The following is a 20,748-nucleotide window of genomic DNA, read 5'->3' as shown; positions in this document are numbered from 1 at the left end:
TCAGCTTTCGGCCTTTTTCTCCCAGCGGCCACTTTCCTGGCTCCAGTACTGCGCAGAGCAACCCGCTGCGGACAGCTCTTTCCACTGGCTGCGCGCCTGCTGCACCGCTTCCGTATCCGTACCGTCAAAAATAATACAGACCCGCTGTAGTGTGGTGATCTCTTCCGAAGTCACCGCCGCACCGTCCACCGCCATCACGCAGCTTGCCTTATTGGCCGCGCTGGTCGAAGTGGTCAGCAGCACCGGTTGATCGGCATCATGGGGACCGCCGGCAACGCCGTGTGGCAGGAAACTGTCACCAGCCCCCTGCCACAGCTTTTGATCAAGCCAGTCCAGCCGCGCCTCGCGCGTGCCGCGCACCGCCACATTCCACCCGGCCTGCACCGCTTTTCCCAACAGCATGGGAAGGGTTTCTTCCAATGAGGCCTGGGTCAGGTGATAGAAATAGACAGCGCCCACTGGATCAGACCTCGTAGTTGTCGGCAATCAGCCGGTTCAGCGCCAGCACGCCCCAGCCGGTGGCACCTTTGGGAGAGAGAGCAGTTTCTTTTTTCACCTCGGCAACGCCGGCAATGTCCAGATGGATCCAGGGGGTTTCATCTTTGACAAAACGTTTCAGGAACTGCGCTGCGGTGATTGAACCCGCCGCGCGACCACAGCTGTTGCGCATATCGGCGACCTGAGATTTCAGCATATCGTCATAGGCCTTGCCCAGCGGCATGCGCCAGGCCCCCTCGATCTCCGCTTCGGCGGATTTCAGGAAGGCATTGCACAAAGTGTCATCATTGGAAAATACGCCGGCGTTCTCATGGCCAAGACCGACGATGATTGCCCCGGTCAGGGTTGCCAGGTTGATCAAGCCGGTGGGTTTAAAGCGTTCCTGGGCGTACCAGAGCACATCGGCCAGCACCAGACGGCCTTCGGCGTCGGTGTTGATGATTTCAACGGTGTCGCCTTTCATCGATTTCACCACGTCGCCGGGGCGGATCGCATTGCCCGAGGGCATGTTTTCAACGATGCCAACCAGGCCGACCACATTGGCTTTGGCGCCGCGCAGGGCCAGCGTTTTCATCACGCCCGACACCACACCAGCGCCGCCCATATCCATGGTCATATCTTCCATGCCAGCGGCGGGTTTCAGGGAAATACCGCCAGTGTCAAACACCACACCTTTGCCGACCAGCGCGAAAGGCGCTTCCTCGCCGCCGCCGTTCCACTGCATGATCACCACTTTGGACGGGCTGACAGAACCCTGCCCGACGCACAGAAGCGTGCGCATACCAAGCGCTTCCAGCTGATCTTCTTCCAGCACTTCGACTTTGACGCCCAGATCGCTCAACGCTTCCAGCCGGGTGGCGAATTCAGTGGTGGTCAGAATATTGGCGGGCTCAGACACAAGATCGCGGGTGAAAAACACGCCCTGGGCCAGCGCATCCACGGCGGTCGCTGAATGTGTCTCCGGTTCTTTCACTACAACGGTGATGTCACCGGCTTTGGGGCTTTCTTTGCTTTTATGATCGTTGAACCCATAGGCGCGCAGCAGGGCGCCAAGCGCGATCTCATCCGCCTGTTTCATCAACGGTGCATGGATCATGACATTGTGTTTTCCGGCAGATTTGCCGATGGCAGCGCCCGCTTTGCGCGACAGTTCAACAGAGGCATTGCGCTCCAGCTTCACCACCTGAACCGCCTCAGCCGCCATGCCGGCGGGAAAAGCCAGATCAATGGCCTTGCCTGCAGAGAGTTTTTTGAATGTTTCCGAGGCCACCAGACGCTCCAGCGCCCCTTTGCTCAGCCGGTTCACCCGCCGGGCCGCCGGATCAAGTTTGCCTTCACTGCCTGAAAACACAACGATACGACCTTCAAACGCGGCAATTGCGTCGAGATCACTTGCGGCATAGGCCAGCTTGGCGGGGGTGGTCATAACGGCTCTCCTGAAAATTGTCTGGCCGAACCCTACCCGCGCTTCGCAACCTTGACCAGACCCCGTAAGAGCCAGATTCAGTTTGCAGTTTTCCCCGTCTGTAACCTGGGATATGGTCGGCGCGAACGACAGCAGAGATCCCGGGGGGCATGTGGGCAGATTCGACAAATATCTCTTGTCCCAATTGATGATCGTCTTTGGATTTTTCTCACTGGTGCTGGTGCTGGTTTATTGGATCAACCGGGCTGTGGTTCTGTTCGACCGGCTGATCGCCAACGGCGAGTCCGCAGGGACCTTTTTGGAGTTCACCGCGCTCAGCCTGCCCAAAGTTATCCTTCTGGTCTTGCCGATGGCGGCCTTTGCAGCGGCGGTCTATGTCGCCAACCGGCTCAGCGGCGAAAGCGAATTGCTGGTGGTTCAGGCCACCGGTTACAGCCCCTGGCGACTGGCACGGCCGGTGGCGGCTTTTGGCCTGATCGTTGCGTTGATGCTTTCTCTCCTGTCTCATTTTCTGGTGCCTGCTTCGGTGCAGGAACTCGCGCGCCGCCAGGCGGAAGTGTCCGGAAATCTGACTTCGCGCCTGCTGACCGAAGGCACATTTATCCACCCCGCGCGCGGGCTGACCTTTTACGTGCGCGAAATTTCGCCAAGAGGCGAGCTGCTGGAGATTTTCCTCTCCGACAGCCGCAGCACCGCCACGCGCACTGAATATACCGCAAAACAGGCGCTGCTGATCCGCTCGGACACCGGGCCGAAACTGGTGATGTATGAGGGCATGGCGCAGACGATTGACCTGGAAACAAATCGCATTTCGATCACCCGGTTTTCCGATTTTTCCTTTGATATCGGCAGTCTCAATACGTCGCTCTCCGCAACACGCAGCGCACGCAACCTGCCAACGGGGGAACTGTTGCGCGCCAGCCCGGCTACGGTGTTGGCGACCGGCACCAGCCGCGCACGTTTGCTGGTTATGGGTCATGAGCGCATCAGCCAGACCCTGCTCAGCCTGGTCGCCGCCCTGGTCGGGTTCTCCACGCTGCTGATCGGTGGATTCAGCCGGTTCGGCTTGTGGCGTCAGATACTGGTGGCCATCGTATTGCTGATCCTGCTGAAAGCACTGGACAACAGCATGATCTCGGCAGCAAAGAAAAATGACGCGGCCTGGGCCCTGGTCTATGTGTCCAACATTGCGGGTCTTGCTGTCACCGCTGCGCTGCTGTGGCTGGCCGAACGTCCCGCTGTGTTCAGCCGCCGCAAAGGAGCCCGGGCATGAAACTGCATCTGTATTTTGCCCGGCGGTTTGCTTACAGTTTTGCGATGGTATTCGGGATTTTCCTGATCTTGTTTACGCTGCTTGATATGGTGGAACAGATGCGCCGGTTTGGCTCCGCCACTGTCGGTTTTCCGCAGATACTGCGGCTGTCCCTGTTGAATGTGCCCAGCGGGATATATCAGATACTGCCCCTGATTGTCGTGCTGGCGACGGTGGTGCTTTACCTGTCTCTGGCGCGCAGTTCCGAATTGATTGTCTCGCGCGCCGCCGGGCGCTCCGCGATCCACAGCCTGACCTCCCCCGTCCTTGTATCGCTGCTTATCGGCCTGCTGTCGGTGCTGGTCTTCAATCCGATCGTCGCGGCGACCTCCAGCCTGTATGAACAGGTCGCGGCCAGCTATCGCGGCGAAGGCGACCGGGTGATTTCGGTCAGCCGCGAGGGGCTGTGGCTGCGGCAGGGCTCGCACCTGGGCCAGGTCGTGATCCGCGCCGCACGCTCCAATCTGGACGGCACCGAACTGGACGGGGTCAGTTTCCTCGGCTTTGGGCCGGACGGGCAACCCAGCTACCGGCTGGAAGCGCAGAGCGCAAAACTCACCCCCGGCGCCTGGAAGCTGAGCCAGGCAAAACAATGGCAATTTGAAGACAGTGGAAACCCCGAAGCAACGGCACAGAGTTTTGAAGAATTTGAACTGTCCTCCAATCTGACCGGCGAACAGATCCGGGACAGTTTTGGCAAACCCGGATCAATTCCGATCTGGGACCTGCCGGACTTTATCGAACAATTGCAGGACGCCGGATTTTCTGTGCGCGCCTACCGGGTCTGGTTCCAGATGGAGCTGGCTCTGCCGCTGGTGCTGATGGCGATGGTTCTGGTCGGTGCTGCCTTTACCATGCGCCACACCCGCTTTGGGAGAACCGGCCAAAGGGTTCTGATGGCGGTTCTGATCGCCTTTGCATTCTATTTTATCCGCAATTTTGCCCGGGTTCTGGGTGAAAGCGGTCAATTGCCCGTGCTGCTGGCCGCCTGGGCACCGCCTGTTGCGGCAATACTGCTGATCTCGGGAATTCTGTTACATCTGGAGGACGGCTGATGTTCCGCTCCCGCTTGCCGGCGTTGCCTGTTCTGACAGCTGCCGCGTTCATCTCAACGGCCGCGCTGCCGCAGGAACTGGCCACGTTGCCGCAGGAACTGGCCACCCTGATCGCCGACACGCTGAGTGTCAGCGCCGACAATACGCTGATCGCAGAGGGCGATGTCGAGGTGTTCTATGGCGAGACCAGCCTGATCGCTTCGCGCATCACCTATGATCAGAAGACCGGCAGTCTGAAAGTCGAAGGCCCGATACAACTGAGTGACCCGCAAGGACGCACCGTTATCCTGGCATCCTCAGCGCAGCTGGATGCTGATCTTCAGAACGGTATTCTGCGCAGTGCGCGGCTGATCCTGGACCAGAAGCTGCAACTGGCGGCCACTGAAATTTCCCGCGTCGATGGCCGTTACACCCAACTGTACAAAACCGTTGCTTCGGCCTGTAAAGTCTGTGCCAACAGACCGGTGCCGCTGTGGGAAATCCGCTCTGACAAAGTCATCCACGATACGCTTGAGCGGCAATTGTATTTTGAGGGCGCGCAAATGCGGGTGATGGGCGTACCGGTGCTGTACCTGCCGCGCCTTCGCATGCCCGACCCGACCCTGAAACGCAGCCGGGGCTTTTTGATTCCGCAGCTCAAATCGTCCTCAACGCTGAGCACCGGTATAAAAATACCGTATTTTCAACCGCTCGGAGACTCTGCAGATCTGACATTCACCCCCTATATTTCGGCGCAGACCCGCACGCTGGAGCTGCGTTACCGCCAGGCATTTATCAATGGGGACATTCAATTTGAAGGCGCTTATTCCAATGACGACCTGGTCGATACATCACGGGCCTATGTATTTGGAACCGGCAACTTTGGGTATCAGAATGGCAACCAGCTGAATTTCAATATCGCACTGACCTCAGATGACACTTACTTGCTGGATTATGGATATTCAGGAAACGACCGGTTAAGCAATTCCGTAGCGCTGACCCGCACCCGCGATGACCAGTATTTTTCAGCTCAGCTGGAAACAATACGCACGCTGCGTGATTCTGATCAGGGCAGTTCCGACGAGCTGGCCTATCTGATTGGGCAGGCGGATTATGAAAAGCGGTTTGAGCCCGGGCTGATCGGTGGCCAGGCCGGTTATCGTTTCAGTTTTCAGGGCCTGGGGCGGTTGTCGCAAGATGACGAGGTCGGGCGCGACAGCCTGCGCTTCGGTGCCGGGCTCGACTGGGAACGCGACTGGATTTTTAACACCGGACTGGTGCTGACAGCGTCGGCACAGATTGACGCGGCGAATTACAGCATCAACCAGGACAGCAATTTCGATACAAATCAGTCGGTGGTCAACGGGGTTGGCGCTGTGCAGCTGGCCTGGCCCTGGGCGAAATCTACCCCGACAGGCGTGTCGCATATTATCACGCCGGTGGTGCAGCTGGCCTGGAACGGACAGGCGGGTCCCGACGGGCCGGATGAAGACAGTGTATTTGTTGAATTTGACGAGGGCAATCTGTTTGCCCTGTCCCGCTTTCCCGGAGGCGACAGGTTTGAAGACGGGGCCCGAGCCACGTTTGGCGGCAGCTGGAACCGCTACGACCCGGCGGGCTGGTCTTTGGGAGTTACCCTTGGCCGGGTTTATTACCAGGACGACAGTTCCAGCTTTTTCAACGCATCGGGGCTGGATGGCACGCAATCAGACTGGCTGGTCGCCGGTCAGGTTGAATTTGGCAACGGATCGCGCCTGAGCAGCCGCAACCTGGTGGCTGACGATTTTTCCCTGACCAAATCGGAAACCCGGTTTGACTGGGCTTCAGACCCGTTCGGTCTTGCTTCAACCTATACCTATCTGGTGGCAGATGCCGATGAAGAACGGGACGACGACGCCTCTGAGCTGACGCTGGATGTGGCATGGAACTTCAGCTCGTACTGGACCAGCACGGCGGACTGGCGGTATGATTTTGTCGCGGGCCGCGCCGCCAGTGCCAGCATCGCCGCAGAGTTTCGCAATGAATGTGCCACGGTGAATTTTTCTCTCTCGCGCCGTTTCACCTCTTCGACTAGTCTTGAACCGACGACAGATTTTGGCATAACTGTGTCGCTGGCCGGCTTTGGCGGCAGTGGTGAAGCAGCGCCGCGCAAACGCTGTGACAACTGAGCCGGACAAGGGCACAAACAGGCGAATATAACGCTACGAACTGAGCAGGACGGATTTTGACAATGGGACTGAAGCAGACGGCAAACGGGGTATTCGCCCGTATCGGAGTCGCAGTGATACTGGCCGCAGGTACGATTTCCGTGCCCGCCCTTCCAGTTCAGGCGCAGAGCCTTTTTTCGCCAGTGGCACGGGTAAACGATGACGTGGTGACCCGGTTTGAGCTGAACCAGCGCATCGCGCTTCTCAAAATGCTAACGCCAACCGCCGACGCAGAAAAAGATGCGCTGGTCAAATTGATCGATGAGCGGCTTCAGCTCCGGGTCGCGCGTCAGTTTGGTATCGCCGCCAATCCGGACGCCATTCAGGCAGGCATGGAAGAATTCGCCGCGCGTGGCCAGCTGAGTGTGCCTCAGTTCCAGCAATTGCTGGCCAATAACGGCATCGCTTCGGAAACGTTCCGCGATTTTGTTAACGCCGGCATTGTGTGGCGGGAAGTGGTGCGGCGCAAATTTGCCCGGCGTATCAAAATAACCGAAGCCGATATCGACCGCACCCTGGCGCTGCAGAACGCGCGCGGCGGTGCCCGCGTGCTGATGAATGAGATTTTCCTGCCAGCGCGTAACGCTGAAGAACTGGCCCGCTCAGAGCCGCTGGCGCGCCAGATCCTCGAAATCAAATCGATTGATACGTTTAACAGCGCTGCCCGGCAGGTCTCTGTGGCGCCTTCACGTGAAAAAGGTGGCGCGACGGACTGGGTTGACCTGTCCAAACTGCCCGGCGGCATGGCCCGCACCTTCCTGACCATGAAACCCGGAGAAGTGACCGGCCCGTTTAACACCGGCAAGGCGCTTGGCCTGTTTCAGCTGCGCGCGCTGGAGGAAACCTCCGTGCCCGATCCGCGTCCGGTCTCGGTGGATTATGCCACTTACCGGCTGGAGGGCGGGATCTCAGCGGCGACAGATCTGCGGGCGGCGGCTGACACTTGCAACGATCTCTATGGCGAAGCGCTCGGAAAACCAGGTGGTACATTGCAGCGCTATGTTCTGGCGCCGGATGATATTGCACAGGGTGTTGCGCTGGAACTTGCCAGGCTGGACGCCGGCGAGATCTCCACTGCTCTGATGGCGGATGACGGGCAGACACCGCTGTTTCTGATGATGTGCGGCCGCAACTATGAGGTGACCGCCGAACTGTCGCGTGATGATATCCGGTCCCGGTTGCAAAACGAACGTATCGGATCTTATGCCAGCAGTTATCTGGCTGAACTGCGCGCAGATGCGACGATTGTAAAGTGAGCAGCCCGGCCCCCATTGCCCTCACCTGTGGCGAACCCGCCGGAGTTGGTAATGAAATCGCGCTCAAAGCCTGGCAGACACTGGGAACGGACCTGCCGTTTTTCTGGATCGGCGATCCGCGTCACCTGCCTGCAGGCAGCAATATATCGTTGATAACTGATCCGTCGGAGACCGCGCGCGCGGTTAAGACAGGCATGCCGGTCTTGCCGATCGCCTTTGAGGGTGATGCGGTACCGGGTGTGGCGCAGCCGGAAAATGCCGCCGGCGTCATCGCTGCGATTGAACTGGCGGTCGATCTGGTGAAAACCGGGAATGCCGGTGCCGTCTGCACCAATCCGATCCACAAAAAAGCGTTGAAAGACGGCGCCGGTTTTGCTTATCCCGGTCACACTGAATTTCTCGCCGCGCTTGGCGGCGTGGATCAGGTGGTGATGATGCTGGCCTGCCCCGAACTGCGGGTGGTGCCGGCGACAATCCATATTGCACTGTCTGAAGTGGCCAGCACGTTGACGGCCGACAGTCTGGAAGCAACACTGCGCATCACCCGGGACGCGTTGACACGTGATTTTGGCATTGCCGCGCCGCGCATCGCCGTCGCCGGTCTGAACCCGCATGCCGGCGAAGGTGGTGCCATGGGCCGGGAAGAGCTGGACTGGATTATCCCGCTGCTGGACCGGCTGCGGAGCGAAGGTTTTGATCTTGCCGGTCCCCTGCCTGCAGACACAATGTTTCATGCGACCGCCCGCACCCGGTATGACGTCGCCGTCGCCATGTATCATGATCAGGCACTGATCCCGATCAAAACGATTGATTTTGCCGGTGGTGTGAATGTCACGCTCGGGCTGCCTTTTGTGCGTACTTCACCCGACCATGGCACTGCCTTTGACATTGCCGGTCAGGGCATCGCCGATCCCTCATCGCTGCTTGCAGCGCTGCGCCTGGCGGGGCATATGGTGCAGGCAAGGGCGTAAGCCGCCCCGGTCGCGCCAGAGGCGCAAACCCCGGTTTCTCCGGGCGCAACCCCAGGAGAGCCACATGGCCACTATCGACAATCTGCCTACGCTGCGCGAGGTGATCGAAACCCACCAGCTGGCGGCCAAAAAATCGCTGGGGCAGAATTTCCTGCTCGATCTGAACCTGACCGCGAAAATCGCCCGTCAGGCCGGGGATCTGAGCGGTTCAGACGTGCTGGAAATCGGCCCTGGCCCTGGTGGGTTGACCCGCGGGCTGCTCGCTGAGGGCGCCCGCAAAGTGCTGGCGATTGAAAAAGACGCCCGCTGCGCGCCAGTGCTGGAAGAAATTGCAGAAACCTATCCGGGTCAGCTGGAATTTATCATCGGCGATGCGCTGGCGGTGGATCCGTTGCAAAGTCTGCAAAAACCAATCCGGGTGGTGGCCAACCTGCCCTATAATGTCGGGACCGAATTGCTGGTGCGCTGGCTGACGCCAAAACAATGGCCGCCGTTCTGGGACAGTCTGACTCTGATGTTTCAGAAAGAAGTGGCGCTGCGCATTGTCGCGACGCCGGGCTCCAAAGCCTATGGCCGGCTGGCCCTACTGTCGCAATGGCGTGCAGATGTACAAATCATGATGGAACTGCCGCCCGAAGCCTTTACCCCGCCGCCAAAAGTCCATTCTGCGGTGGTGCACCTGAAAATGCTGCCCGAACCCCGCTTTCCGGCCAATGCGAAGGTTTTAAGCCGTCTGACAGCCGCGGCGTTCAACCAGCGGCGCAAGATGCTGCGCGCCTCGCTCAAGGGACAGGCACCCGACATGGAAGATCGCCTGGTCGCCGCCGGCATCAAACCGACACAACGGGCGGAAGAGATTTCGCTGGAAAAATTCTGCGCCCTGGCACGGGAAGTCGAAAAGGGCTGAGACCTGACGGGTCGCTTGCCCGGTCATCGCATTACAGGCAGTCCTGACTACAAACCGACCCGAACAACAAAAAACCCCCGCCGGATGGCAGGGGTTTTTTTAATGCGGTGTGCAACGCTGATTATTCAGCGGCTTCCGGTGTATCCGGTTTTTCCGGTGCCGCTGCAGGCGCTGCCTCGGGCTTAGACCTGGGCTTGGGCGCGACTTTGACCTCGGCCTCCGCCTGTACCGGAGCTTTGACGTCGGCATTAGCGTCGGCTTTTGGCGCCGCTGCTTTGCGCACCCGTGGTTTACGTGGCTTCGCAACCCGTTTGGGTTTTGGCGCTTCTTCCGGGGTCTCGACCAGGCCGCTGTCACTCTCAGTGCCCATATCGATCACATCGGGCTGAGGTGAGATTTCAGCAGAATAGGAAGGCTGCGACGGTTCCGACGGTATTTCGCGCGGCTGTTCGGCCGGCACTTCACTTGGCTGTTCAACCGGTATTTCGCGTGGCTGTTCAGCCGGCATCTCACGTGGCTGTTCAACTGGCAATTCGCGTGGTTGTTCAACAGGTTGTTCTTGAGGCTGCTCCTGGAGCTGCTCAGGTGTACCGGCGCGCGGCTGATCACCGTCACGCTCATGACGTCGGCCATTGTGACGCGGCTGATCGTCGCTGCGGTCCTGACGGCGTTCATTGTGGCGCGCCTGCTGGGCCTGCTGGCGTTCCCGCTGCTGGGCCTCCTGCTGGTCGCGGCGCTCCTGCTGTTCGCGCATCGCTTCTGACAACATCCGGGTGTAATGCTCGGCGTGCTGTTGGAAGTTTTCAGCCGCAACCCGGTCGTTGCTCAACTGCGCATCCCGGGTCAGCTGGTTGTACTTGTCGATAATTTGCTGAGGCGTTCCGCGGACTTTGCCCTGAGGACCGGAACTGTCAAAGACCCGGTTTACAACGTTTCCAACGGTGGAACGGTTACGGTTATTCTTAGACCGTGAACGTGGTTTAGAAGATCTCATATGATTTGGTATCCAGCCCTATAGGTGGCTTTCGCTGTGGCTATGGTCGCTGTCATGCGACGGGGATATTCCCGGCTGCCAGAACGATGTTTGATTTTTCGGCGAGGGGGACACCGAATGTCCCGCCGCCCGCGTGTTTCTCACTAACCATGCGCTGAATTCAAAAACAAGTATTATCTGACAGATAGGCGGTTATCGGTCCAGATTTGCCATCCGAAACGCGCAAAGGTCACGGTTTAATGCCCGACAGGACCCGATCCCGCCCGTCCAGGTCTGGCAGCACCAGTATATCAGAAAGTCCCGCCGCCGTCATCAGCCCGGCGACCGCTTTGGCCTGGGTCGGGCCGATTTCAAATAACAGCCGCCCGCCTGGCGCCAGATACGGCCCGGACTGCGCACAGATCTGCCGGTAGGCCTCCAGACCGTCACCGCCAGGGCTGAGTGCTATATGGGGTTCATGGCGCAGCACTTCCGGACTGAGATGCTGCATTTCTGCAGCAGAGATATAAGGCGGGTTTGAGACGATCAGATCAAACTGGTCAGTGACCTCAGAAAACCAGTCGGAGGCGATCAGATCCACCCGCTCAGCGACGGCCAGAGCGGTGGCGTTTTGTTGCGCCATCTGGCGCGCCGCATCAGAAAGATCGCAGCCCACGCCAGTGCTGTCCGGGCATTCTGCCAACAGTGTCAGCACGATAGCGCCGCTGCCACAACCCAGATCCAGCAGCCGGGTAAACGGCGCAGACAGCGCATGTTCCACCAGGGTTTCAGTCTCAGGACGCGGGTCGAGCACATCGGGCCCTACAATAAAATTGCGACCATAAAAGGCCCGGAACCCAATGATATGGCTGACTGGTTCGCGCGCGAGGCGCCGCTGCACTGCGGCTTCAAACCGCGCTTGCGCCTCTTTGCTGAGCGTCTCCGGCAAAACCAGCGTCAAGCGGTCAGAGCCGATACCCATGGCCCAGGCCATCAAGCGTCGTGCATCGCCGGCGGCACCTTCAATCCCCGCATCACGCAGGCGCCGGACGGCAGGTAACAGCGCTTGCGAACCGGTAATCATTGCCCCATCTCGGCCATCAATGTGGCCTGGTGATCGGCGGTGAGCGCATCAATTGTCTCGTCCAGATCGCCACCCATGATCTGATCCAGCTTATAAAGCGTCAGGTTGATCCGGTGATCGCTCATCCGGCCCTGCGGGAAGTTATAGGTGCGGATCCGTTCCGAACGATCACCGGATCCGACCTGGGATTTGCGGCTGTCGGCACGTTCGTCATGCAGTTTCTGGCGCTCCGCATCGTAAAGCCGGGCCCGCAGCACTTGCATGGCGATTTCACGGTTGCGATGCTGTGATTTTTCGGCGCTGACAACAACAATACCGCTGGGAATATGGGTGATACGTACCGCGGAATCGGTGGTGTTCACATGCTGGCCACCAGCCCCGGACGCGCGCATGGTATCGATGCGGATGTCATTGGCATCGATCTTGATATCCACGTCCTGCGCTTCAGGCAGCACTGCGACAGTGGCGGCTGACGTGTGGATACGACCGCCACTTTCGGTTTCCGGCACCCGTTGCACCCGATGCACACCACTTTCAAATTTCAGCCGCGCAAACACGTTGTCGCCCTGAATATTGGCGATGACCTCTTTGATGCCGCCCAACTCGGTCAGACTCTCCTGCACGATGTTAAATTTCCAACCGCGGCCTTCGGCATAGCGCTGGTACATACGCAGCAGATCAGCGGCAAACAACGCCGCTTCATCGCCGCCGGTGCCGGGGCGGATCTCGATCATTGCCGGGCGGCTGTCAGCGGCGTCTTTGGGCAGCAGTGAAATCTGCAGCCCCTCTTCCACCTGGGGAAGCCGCGCTTTCAGTGCCGGCAGTTCTTCTGCCGCAAGGTCTTTCATTTCCGGATCATCCAGCATGATCTCGGCCTCGGCGATCTCGTCAAGCAGCTGAAGGTAAACGTTGATTTCTTCAACCACCGGACGCAGTTCAGCATATTCCCGGCCAAGCGCGGCGATGTCGCCGCTGCCCTGGCTCATGGAAGCTTCGAGAAATTCGAAACGCTGGGTGATCTGTGCAAGCTTATCTATTGGTACCATGATGATGGGATGCCCTGCACAGGCTTACGGGTCAAGGGCCAAGCGCCCCAGATCCGGGTTTGCACCAGCGCCCTGCAGGTTTGCACCGGATCCGGGCCAGGAAAGACCCGGAGATCAGGTGGTTTCCGCCAGCGCCGCCAGCGCTCCCTGATCGGTCATTTTCACACTGCCGCGCGAAAGTTCCACCCAACCCTTGCGCTGAAACTCCTGCAGCTGACGGGAAATCACCTCGCGCGCAGTGCCCAGTTCGGACGCCAGTTGCGCATGGGTGGCACGCAGGATCCCCTGCCCGTCCGCCAGTTCGCCAAGCCGCGCCGCAAGCCGGATATCAATACGCCGGAAGGCGATTTCCTCGATCACATAAAACAGATCTGTGATGCGGCGCGAATAGGCGGTGAATACAAAAGTGCGGAAGGTTTGGGAGTTGGCAATCAGGTCGTCAAACACCTGGCGTGGGATCGCTGCCGCGCGAACGTCGACTTCGGCAATGCCTTCGGCGGAGTGGTCTTCATAGGCCAGCATACAGGCGGTGGACAGCACACAGCTTTCACCGGCCTGCACCCGGTACATCACGATTTCGCGGCCGCTTTCAGACAATTGCTGAACCCGCACGGTGCCGTCCAGCAGCAACAGCAGGTTTTCTGACGATTTACCCGGCCCGAACACCACAGTATTTTTGGCCAGGCTGACAATGGTGGAGCGCTCCAGCAGGACCTTGCGCAGGCTGTCGTCCAGGCTGCGTAGCCCGGGAAATCGATCGATCCAATCCACGGTATTCCCCTGCGTTGATTTTTCCGGCCGGGTGCAGATCTGCACCGGTGCAACCGAAGTCTGGCCCGTTCCCGCTGATATAGGTTGTTCACGCATAGGGTACAATACGGCCCGGTTCGTCCGCCGCGACAAGATAAGAACAGACCCGTCATACCAATCGGATAGGGAATCCCTTACCCGCCTGGCACCACAGCCTCAAATGGCCGGCAGTCAGGTGATCTGAATGTGTTTTGTGGTTTCAATCACCGAACCATCGTCGCCATACCAGCTGAACGTGAATTCACCGGCCTCCGGCACCAGGGCTGAAAACTGAAAATATGGGTTGCGGGCAATCGCCGGTTCCAGCTGGATATCCACAACACGCGCGCCATTAAAGGCGCAGGTAAACCGGTTGAGGATTGAGCGCGGTACAATATTGCCGGCCCCGTCCTGGCGCTGGCCGGATTCCATGTCGTGCATGGCCAGGACCTTGATGGTAATGACATCCCCCGCCGCAACCCTGGCTGGCATCTGAATATGGGGTTTTACGCCGGGTGTCATTATGGGGTTCCTGATCTCAAGGGCTCAGATGTTGAAGCCGTTCACAGTGACCTTTACGCTTTTACGGTCCCGGATGTAACTTCCGTCCGCCAGCCTGGCGACTGCGACAATGTCCTGACTGCGGGACAGGCGGATCCGGGTCAGCAGTGACTGAGGCTCTGACAATGGGCCAAAATGCACAGTTGCGATCTGCGGCGCCGGGTTGTGGGTGGTAAACAGCGCCAATACCACCGCGCCAGGCGCCTCTGCCAGCACCGGCACCGAACTGCCATCTTTGACCGAGGCCGGCAGACGCAGGCTGATATCGCCTTCTCCAGGCTCCTGGCCACCGGTGAACACGGCGATAGCATCTTCGCAAGCCGAGGCGGCCGAAAACGGCAGCAACGAGGCCGCTGTGGCCCCGAGACCAAGCGTCAGCGCGTCACGACGTGTGAACTTCATCGATGCTCTCCGTGTCTTGCGTGTTTCATCCGGCTGTCACCTTGTGAGAGCTGGCTCCGGATTGCAACGGGTTTCAGTTGAACTGCGGCAATTTCCCGGCTGTGCACCAGGGAAAATCAAGTGAAACCACGGTGATCCGCCGGAAAATCACAGGGATTGCCGGGTTTGGCCGGTGCCGGGTCGCAGAAAGGCTTGACGCCGGGTGCCGGTGTGACACACAGACGCAGCAAATGAGACCCGCAACAAAGGCACCCGCATGCAAAGCTTTATCCCCAACGCACAGGACCCGCGAAAATTCCGCGATGCGCTTGGAAAATATGCCACCGGTGTCTGTGTCATCACCACGGATTGCCCGCGCGGGCCACTGGGTATCACGGCCAATTCCTTTGTCTCCGTGTCGCTGGATCCACCGATGGTGCTGTGGTGCCCGGCGCGTTATTCCCGCCGATACGAGGCGTTCACCACGTGCAATAGTTTTGCCATCCACGTTCTGGCGCAGGATCAGCTGGAGCTGGCCCGCCATTTCACCGGCGACGGGCTGGATTTTGCGCCGCTGAAATGGAGCCGGGGCGCCGATGATGTGCCCTTGCTTGAGGGTTGCCTGGCGCGGTTCGAGTGCGAGAATTACAGTGTGACTGAGGCCGGGGATCATGCCGTGGTTATCGGACAGGTGATCCGTGCGGCAACCCGCGAAGGCGCGCCGCTGATGTTTCTGGACGGGCGCTTTCAACCGGGCTGAACCCTGGTCCCGGGCGCCGGCGGTGATACTGGCTTGCAATGCACCCGCTGAATTGGCACCACTGCGCCTGGTTGCGCTCTCCCGCGCGCCCGATTCATGTGGCAATCGCCAGCTGCCAGACGCAAATACCAGGGCCCGGACCAAACGTCTACCGTGCGCCAATTCAGCGGGCACAGCCTCGCGCTTTGCCCCAGGACCCGACTGCCAAACTGCCCGATGCCTTGTGAGCGGAGATGACCATGCAGCTGCCCCTTCCCCTGACCCGCGAACTTGTGCTGATTGGTGGCGGACATTCCCACGCACTGCTGCTGCGCATGTGGGGGATGAAACCACTGCCTGGCGTACGGCTGACGGTGATCAACCCGGATGCACGCGCCGCTTATTCCGGCATGTTGCCGGGTTTTATCGCAGGCCATTACCAACGCCACGAGCTGGAGCTTGATCTGGTGCGGCTGGCCCGTTTTGCCGGTGCCCGAGTGGTGCTGGGCCGGGTCAGTGGAATTGACCGCGCGCAAAAGCGCATCCTTGTGCCCGGCCGGCCGCCGATTGCCTATGACATCGCCTCAATCGATATTGGCATCACCTCGGCTATGCCGGGGCTTGATGGGTTCGTTGATCACGCCACACCGGCCAAGCCGCTGGAAACATTTGCCAACAGCTGGGACAGCTTTCGCGAACAGGTACATAACAGCAGGGCCAGTGCGGATGCGGTTGTCATTGGCGGCGGAGTCGCCGGGGTCGAGATTGCCATGGCGATGGCGCATGCACTGCGCCGGGACGGCTGTGAGGCCCCAAATATCAGCCTGGTGGACCGTGCAGAAGTGCTGGCGGAGATGCGCAGCAAGACCCGGGATCAGTTGTTGCAGCATCTGAAGGCGCAGGGAGTCCAGTTGCGCGAAACGGTTGAGGTCCTGCGCATTGAGCACGACCGCGTCTGCCTTGAAGGTGGCGATGAAATTCCGTCAGCCTTTACACTCGGTGCTGCCGGGGCCCGCCCCTGGGGCTGGCTCAAGGAGACCGGGCTGACCCTGGTGGACGGGTTCATTGAGGTGGGGGAAACACTGCAATCCAGCAATGATCCCGATATTTTTGCCTGTGGCGACTGCGCCCATATGCACCTGACACCGCGGCCCAAAGCAGGTGTGTTTGCGGTGCGCCAGGCCCCGGTGCTGTACCACAATCTGGTAGCGGCGCTGACCGGTGCGGAGCTGCGCAGCTTCCGGCCGCAGCGCGATTATCTCAAGCTGATTTCCCTGGGTGGAAAGTCCGCGCTGGCCGATAAATCCGGCGTCCGGCTCGAGGGGGCTTTGCTGTGGAAATGGAAAGACCAGATCGACCAAAAATTCATGACAAAGCTGAAACGGCTACCCTCGATGGCAGCGGTGCCGCTGCCTGACCCAGTGGCTGATGGGGTGGCCGAGGCCCTGGCTGCAGGCAAACCGATGTGTGGTGGCTGTGGTGCCAAGGTGGGCAGCGATGTGCTCGCCGGCGTCCTCGCGGATTTGCCCTCCATTGCCCGCGCAGATGTGCTGACCCGGGCGGGGGATGACGCGGCGGTGTTGTTGACCGGCGGGCAACACCAGGTGTTCACCACCGATCATTTGCGCGCCTTCAGCAATGATCCCTACGTTATGGCCCGTATCGCTGCCACCCATGCGCTGGGGGATATCTGGGCAATGGGGGCAAGCCCGCAGGCCGCTCTTGCCTCGATCACCCTGCCCCGCATGTCAGATACGCTGCAACAGCAATGGCTGGCGGAGATCATGGCCGGCGCCGGAGAGGTGTTCAGTGCGGCAGGTGCAGAAATCGTCGGTGGCCATACCTCCATCGGCGCGGAGCTTTGCATCGGCTTTTCACTGACCGGTTTGTGCGGAAAATCCGCGATCACGGTCAGTGGCGCGCAACCCGACGATCGTCTGATCCTGACAAAACCACTAGGAAGCGGTGTGATCCTGGCGGCGGAGATGGCGCTGAGCGCGCGGGGGCATTGGGTGGCAGAAGCGCTGGCCTCTATGGCCAGACCTCAGGGGGAAGCGGCCAGAATTCTCAGCAATGCCAATGCAATGACCGACGTCACCGGATTTGGTCTTGCCGGGCATCTGATGGCGATCTGCACAGGCTTCGGGCTGAGCGCGACACTGCATCTGGACCAGTTGCCGCTGTTTGAGGGCGCTGAGCTGTTGGCCGGACAAGGGGTGCAATCGACGCTTTACCCTAAAAACCGCGCCGCCCTGATCGGGCAATGTGACGTGCGCCCCGGCGCGCGCGGCGATCTGTTGTTTGACCCGCAGACCGCTGGCGGATTGCTGGCGGCGGTGCCTTCAGCGGACAGCGCCGCCCTCGTGCGGGCATTGACTGAGGCAGGATTTGATGCGGTTGAAATTGGCGAGTTGCACCCCGGTGCGCCGTTCATTACCGCGCAGTGATACCGGCGGCGATGCGGTCCGCCAATTGTTCTGCCGCGAGATCAAGCCCCGCTTCTGACATGTCGTTGACGGTAAGCACCACGTCCGCGACCACGTTCTGGCGCGCACGCCAGCGCCGGTAACGCGGGTCATAATGCTCCTGCATCAGGGACTGCGCCAGGGTCACATGGTCACCGGACACCGCCATTTTCTGCCAGCTCTCCACCCGCTCATGGCCCTGGACACTGGTCAGGGCGGCAAGCGTATCAGCCATTCTCGTGCGATCAGAAATCACGTCGCTATAGGCACGCACAAGATAGCTGGCACGTTCTGAAGGCGCGGCCTGAACTTCGATCCGGGGCGCGGCGCACATCGCAGTCCACAGCGACGCCGGCAAGTTGAGATTACCGATACGCGAGGATTCCGCCTCAAGCAGCACCGGCCGCGCGGGGTCCAGCGCGCCAAAGGCGGCGGCGAGCCGGCTTTCAAACATCTTTTGGGACGGCTGGCCGCCGGCAACGGCGCCAAACAGCGAGCCACGATGGGCAGCGAGCCCTTCCAGATCGATGATCTGCACCCCCAGTTGCCCCAGGCGCAGCAGCAGGTCCGTTTTGGCAGTGCCGGTATTGCCATCAAGCAGGATCAGCGCATGGGGCAAAGTGGATTTGTGCAACAGATCAACCACCAGACGGCGATAGGTCCGGTAGCCGCCGTCGACAACCTCGGTGCGCCAGCCAATCTGGCTAAGGATCGAGGCAAAGGAGTTGGAGCGCTGACCACCGCGCCAGCAATAGACCAGCGGTCGCCAGCTGCCATCCTTGTCCGCAAGCGGTCCGCAAATGTGATCAGCAGCGTTGCGTGCCACCAGGGCTGCGCCCAGCTTGCGCGCTTTGAACGGGCTGTCCTGGACATAGATCGTGCCGACTTCTGCCCGCTCAGCATCGGACAGAACCGGCAGGCTGATCGCACCGGGAATATGGTCCTCTGCAAATTCAGACGGGGCCCGCACGTCAATGACCGTGTCGAACCCCGCGTCGCAGAACGCCTGCAATGTCTCAAATGTCTTTGCCATGGGCCTGCTTAACCTTCCCCCGTTGCCGGGGAAAGGTCAATTTCGGATCAGGAGGCTGTGGCGTAGCCGTTGCTGTCCCAGCTCTCTTCCGCCTCAGCCCAGCTGGTCGCCACTTCTTCCGTTTTGAAGGCGCCAACCGTGCCGGACAGCGTGGTTGCCTCGGCGGCGAGAACCTGGCTGGCGGCGGTGGTTTCTTCAAACATTGCCGCGTTTTGCTGGGTCACGCTGTCGAGCTGGTGGATCGCGTGGTTGATCTCAGTGATCCCGGTAGACTGCTCTTTGGCCGAGGCCGCAATTTCAGCGACATGCACCGAAACTTCTTCCACTTCTGTGACGATCGACTGCAGCGCTGTGCCGGCTCTGTCTACCAGACCAACGCCCCGCTGCACCTGGCTGCTTGAGTTGGAAATCAGCGTCGAGATCTCGCGTGCCGCATCTGAAGAACGCTGCGCAAGTGCGCGCACTTCCGAGGCCACCACCGCAAAACCACGGCCAGCATCCCCGGCGCGCGCTGCTTCCACCCCGGCGTTCAGCGCCAGCAGGTTGGTCTGGAAGGCGATGTCGTCAATCACCGAGATGATTTTCGAGATCTGGTTTGACGAAGTTTCGATTTCCCCCATGGCTTCAACGGCCTCACGCACAACTTCGCTGCTTTGTTCGGCATTGTCGCGGGCCACCCGCACCAGCTGGTCTGCGCGCAGAGCACCATCCGCAGCAGATTGCACTGAGGAGGTCAGTTCGGTCAGCGTCGCGGCTGTTTCGCCAAGAGCGGCAGCGGATTCTTCAGTCCGCCGCGACAGGTCCAGCGCAGCATGGCTGATTTCGCCAGAATTGTGGTCGATGGTCACCGCGCTGGCCGAAATCGAGCGGACCATCTCGGACAGGTTCAGCACCGCAAGGTTGAAATCAGAACGAAGCTGTTCATAGCGATCGGCAAAGTTCTGATTGATGGTTGCCCGCATGTCACCACCGGCCAGTTTTTGCAGCCCGGATGCCAGTGAATCCACAACCAGATCCTGCTCATCCATAAGCAACTGGCGGTCTTCGTCAGCAGCACGGCGGATCGCGTCACGCTCCGCAGCCTCGGCCAGTTCGCGCTGACGGGTTTCCTCACGACGCTCAGCTTCACGGGCGGCCTGAGCTTCTTTGCGCCCGATTTCGTCGCGCCGCGCCTGCTCTTCGTCTTTGCGCTGTTGCAGCTCGGCTTCAGCCTGTTCGGCTTCCATGCGTTCTTTGTCGACCAGATTGGAGCGGAACACATTCAAAGCGCTGACAAGGCTGCCGATTTCACCGCCCTGACGTTTCAGCCCGGTCAATTCTGTCATATCGCCGGACGCAAGACGTCCGGTGGCAGCGGTGGCGCGGCGCAGCGGGCCAACAATCATGAAATAGGTCATCCATGGCGCCGCCAGAAACAGGACCATACTCGCGATCATGATATACTGCATTTGTTTTTCGGCATCGGTAAATTGTACACCCATTGCCACGGTGGCTTCGGTGATCCGGTTGACCGAGTGATTGCCGATAAGAACCGCATCAGCAGAAATCTGCCGGACTTTCTCGGCGGCCAGATCGGAACTTGTGACCGTATCGGCCTGCGCCTGAAGAACCGCGATGCGCGCGGCAACAATGCCAATTTTCTTGTCGGAAATCTCTGCGGCGTCTTCAACAAGCGTGCTCAGCGACGGGTCGGACGCTTCAACCAACGCACGGACCGTTTCCAGACGTCCGTCCATTGCCCGCTGGACCGCATTTGCACGGATCACGTCAGAGGCAACCGCCCCTTTCAGACCCTCGTTAAAATAGTCCTTAAAAGCACTGTCGAGACGAGAGAGAGTGAGCATCGTATCAACCTGGTTCTCAATCAGAGAATAGATCGCCGTTGCATTACCAACGCTGACAACCTGAGCGCGCATCGTAAGACCATTCATGGTCCCTTCGATCGCTAATTCCAGCGCGGAGTTGGCTGAGAGCCGGCTTGCTGAAATTTTATCACGCAGCGAGGCCGGTTTCACAAAAGCGTTGAAAAACGCACGTTTATAAACCGCAACCGCTTCGTTGACAGC

Annotated in this window: 18 protein-coding genes; 8 read left to right on the top strand and 10 right to left on the bottom strand. The window is 59.7% G+C overall.

The features are described 5' to 3' along the window. Positions 1–459, bottom strand: a complete 459-nt coding sequence (locus tag DWA01_RS20055; RefSeq protein WP_114287587.1) for a DNA polymerase III subunit chi — start codon at positions 457–459, stop codon at positions 1–3. 4 nt (positions 460–463) lie between these two features. After that, positions 464–1,924, bottom strand: coding sequence for a leucyl aminopeptidase (locus DWA01_RS20050; RefSeq protein ID WP_114287586.1), 1,461 nt, complete (start codon positions 1,922–1,924; stop codon positions 464–466). A 151-nt stretch (positions 1,925–2,075) separates the two neighbouring features. On the opposite strand from DWA01_RS20050, the gene lptF reads away from it, so the two are divergent. From lptF to rsmA, 6 genes are all read left to right on the top strand, one after another. After that, positions 2,076–3,197 (top strand): LPS export ABC transporter permease LptF, encoded by a 1,122-nt coding sequence (gene lptF / locus DWA01_RS20045; protein ID WP_235008633.1) that lies wholly within the window; start codon positions 2,076–2,078, stop codon positions 3,195–3,197. Then, positions 3,194–4,291: an LPS export ABC transporter permease LptG gene (lptG, locus tag DWA01_RS20040; protein WP_114287584.1), complete on the top strand. Its 1,098-nt coding sequence runs from the start codon at positions 3,194–3,196 to the stop codon at positions 4,289–4,291. The genes lptF and lptG overlap by 4 nt, the downstream gene beginning before the upstream one ends. Next, positions 4,291–6,438, top strand: coding sequence for an LPS-assembly protein LptD (locus DWA01_RS20035; protein WP_114287583.1), 2,148 nt, complete (start codon positions 4,291–4,293; stop codon positions 6,436–6,438). The genes lptG and DWA01_RS20035 overlap by 1 nt, the downstream gene beginning before the upstream one ends. Positions 6,439–6,500: 62 nt before the next feature. After that, positions 6,501–7,733 (top strand): SurA N-terminal domain-containing protein, encoded by a 1,233-nt coding sequence (locus tag DWA01_RS20030; protein ID WP_114287582.1) that lies wholly within the window; start codon positions 6,501–6,503, stop codon positions 7,731–7,733. Then, the gene (gene pdxA, locus DWA01_RS20025) at positions 7,730–8,704 is read left to right on the top strand and encodes a 4-hydroxythreonine-4-phosphate dehydrogenase PdxA (RefSeq protein ID WP_114287581.1); all 975 of its coding nucleotides are present in this window, start codon (positions 7,730–7,732) and stop codon (positions 8,702–8,704) included. The genes DWA01_RS20030 and pdxA overlap by 4 nt, the downstream gene beginning before the upstream one ends. A 64-nt stretch (positions 8,705–8,768) precedes the next feature. Next, positions 8,769–9,611 (top strand): 16S rRNA (adenine(1518)-N(6)/adenine(1519)-N(6))-dimethyltransferase RsmA, encoded by an 843-nt coding sequence (gene rsmA, locus DWA01_RS20020; RefSeq protein WP_114287580.1) that lies wholly within the window; start codon positions 8,769–8,771, stop codon positions 9,609–9,611. A 121-nt stretch (positions 9,612–9,732) separates the two neighbouring features. Here the strand turns inward: rsmA and DWA01_RS20015 are convergent, their stop codons facing one another. The 6 genes from DWA01_RS20015 to DWA01_RS19990 all read right to left on the bottom strand — a co-directional run bounded on the left by DWA01_RS20015 (position 9,733) and on the right by DWA01_RS19990 (position 14,466). Next, positions 9,733–10,605, bottom strand: a complete 873-nt coding sequence (locus DWA01_RS20015) for a DUF4167 domain-containing protein (RefSeq protein ID WP_114287579.1) — start codon at positions 10,603–10,605, stop codon at positions 9,733–9,735. Between the two features lie 229 nt (positions 10,606–10,834). Continuing rightward, positions 10,835–11,668, bottom strand: a complete 834-nt coding sequence (gene prmC, locus DWA01_RS20010) for a peptide chain release factor N(5)-glutamine methyltransferase (protein WP_114287578.1) — start codon at positions 11,666–11,668, stop codon at positions 10,835–10,837. Continuing rightward, positions 11,665–12,714 carry a peptide chain release factor 1 gene (gene prfA, locus DWA01_RS20005; protein ID WP_114287577.1) on the bottom strand — a complete coding sequence of 350 codons (1,050 nt, stop codon included), beginning with the start codon at positions 12,712–12,714 and terminating at the stop codon, positions 11,665–11,667. The genes prmC and prfA overlap by 4 nt, the downstream gene beginning before the upstream one ends. 114 nt (positions 12,715–12,828) lie before the next feature. Then, entirely contained in the window at positions 12,829–13,485 is a 657-nt protein-coding gene (locus DWA01_RS20000; RefSeq protein ID WP_235008632.1) for a Crp/Fnr family transcriptional regulator, read from the bottom strand. Positions 13,486–13,695: 210 nt separating this feature from the next. Then, a complete protein-coding gene (gene soxZ, locus DWA01_RS19995) occupies positions 13,696–14,025 on the bottom strand; it encodes a thiosulfate oxidation carrier complex protein SoxZ (RefSeq protein ID WP_114287575.1) in 330 nt (109 codons plus the stop codon). A 24-nt stretch (positions 14,026–14,049) separates the two neighbouring features. Further along, complete coding sequence (locus DWA01_RS19990) at positions 14,050–14,466, bottom strand: thiosulfate oxidation carrier protein SoxY (protein ID WP_114287574.1); 417 nt, start codon at positions 14,464–14,466, stop codon at positions 14,050–14,052. A gap of 256 nt (positions 14,467–14,722) precedes the next feature. On the opposite strand from DWA01_RS19990, the gene DWA01_RS19985 reads away from it, so the two are divergent. Then, a complete protein-coding gene (locus tag DWA01_RS19985) occupies positions 14,723–15,205 on the top strand; it encodes a flavin reductase family protein (protein WP_114287573.1) in 483 nt (160 codons plus the stop codon). A gap of 239 nt (positions 15,206–15,444) precedes the next feature. Then, complete coding sequence (gene selD / locus DWA01_RS19980; RefSeq protein WP_114287572.1) at positions 15,445–17,631, top strand: selenide, water dikinase SelD; 2,187 nt, start codon at positions 15,445–15,447, stop codon at positions 17,629–17,631. On the opposite strand, the gene mnmH is transcribed toward selD, so the two are convergent. Together mnmH and DWA01_RS23760 are read right to left on the bottom strand one after the other, a co-directional pair. Further along, complete coding sequence (gene mnmH, locus DWA01_RS19975) at positions 17,618–18,682, bottom strand: tRNA 2-selenouridine(34) synthase MnmH (protein ID WP_114287571.1); 1,065 nt, start codon at positions 18,680–18,682, stop codon at positions 17,618–17,620. The two genes, selD and mnmH, sit on opposite strands and share 14 nt — an antisense overlap. A gap of 47 nt (positions 18,683–18,729) precedes the next feature. Further along, positions 18,730–20,748 (bottom strand): methyl-accepting chemotaxis protein (locus DWA01_RS23760; RefSeq protein ID WP_136057792.1); only part of this gene is annotated, 2,019 nt, incomplete at its 5' end.

The organism is Candidatus Halocynthiibacter alkanivorans (assembly GCF_003333265.1).
In the GTDB taxonomy this organism is placed as follows: domain Bacteria; phylum Pseudomonadota; class Alphaproteobacteria; order Rhodobacterales; family Rhodobacteraceae; genus Halocyntiibacter_A; species Halocyntiibacter_A alkanivorans.
Note: the sequence above shows the minus strand (reverse complement) of the source record. Positions and strands in the feature narration are given on the sequence as shown.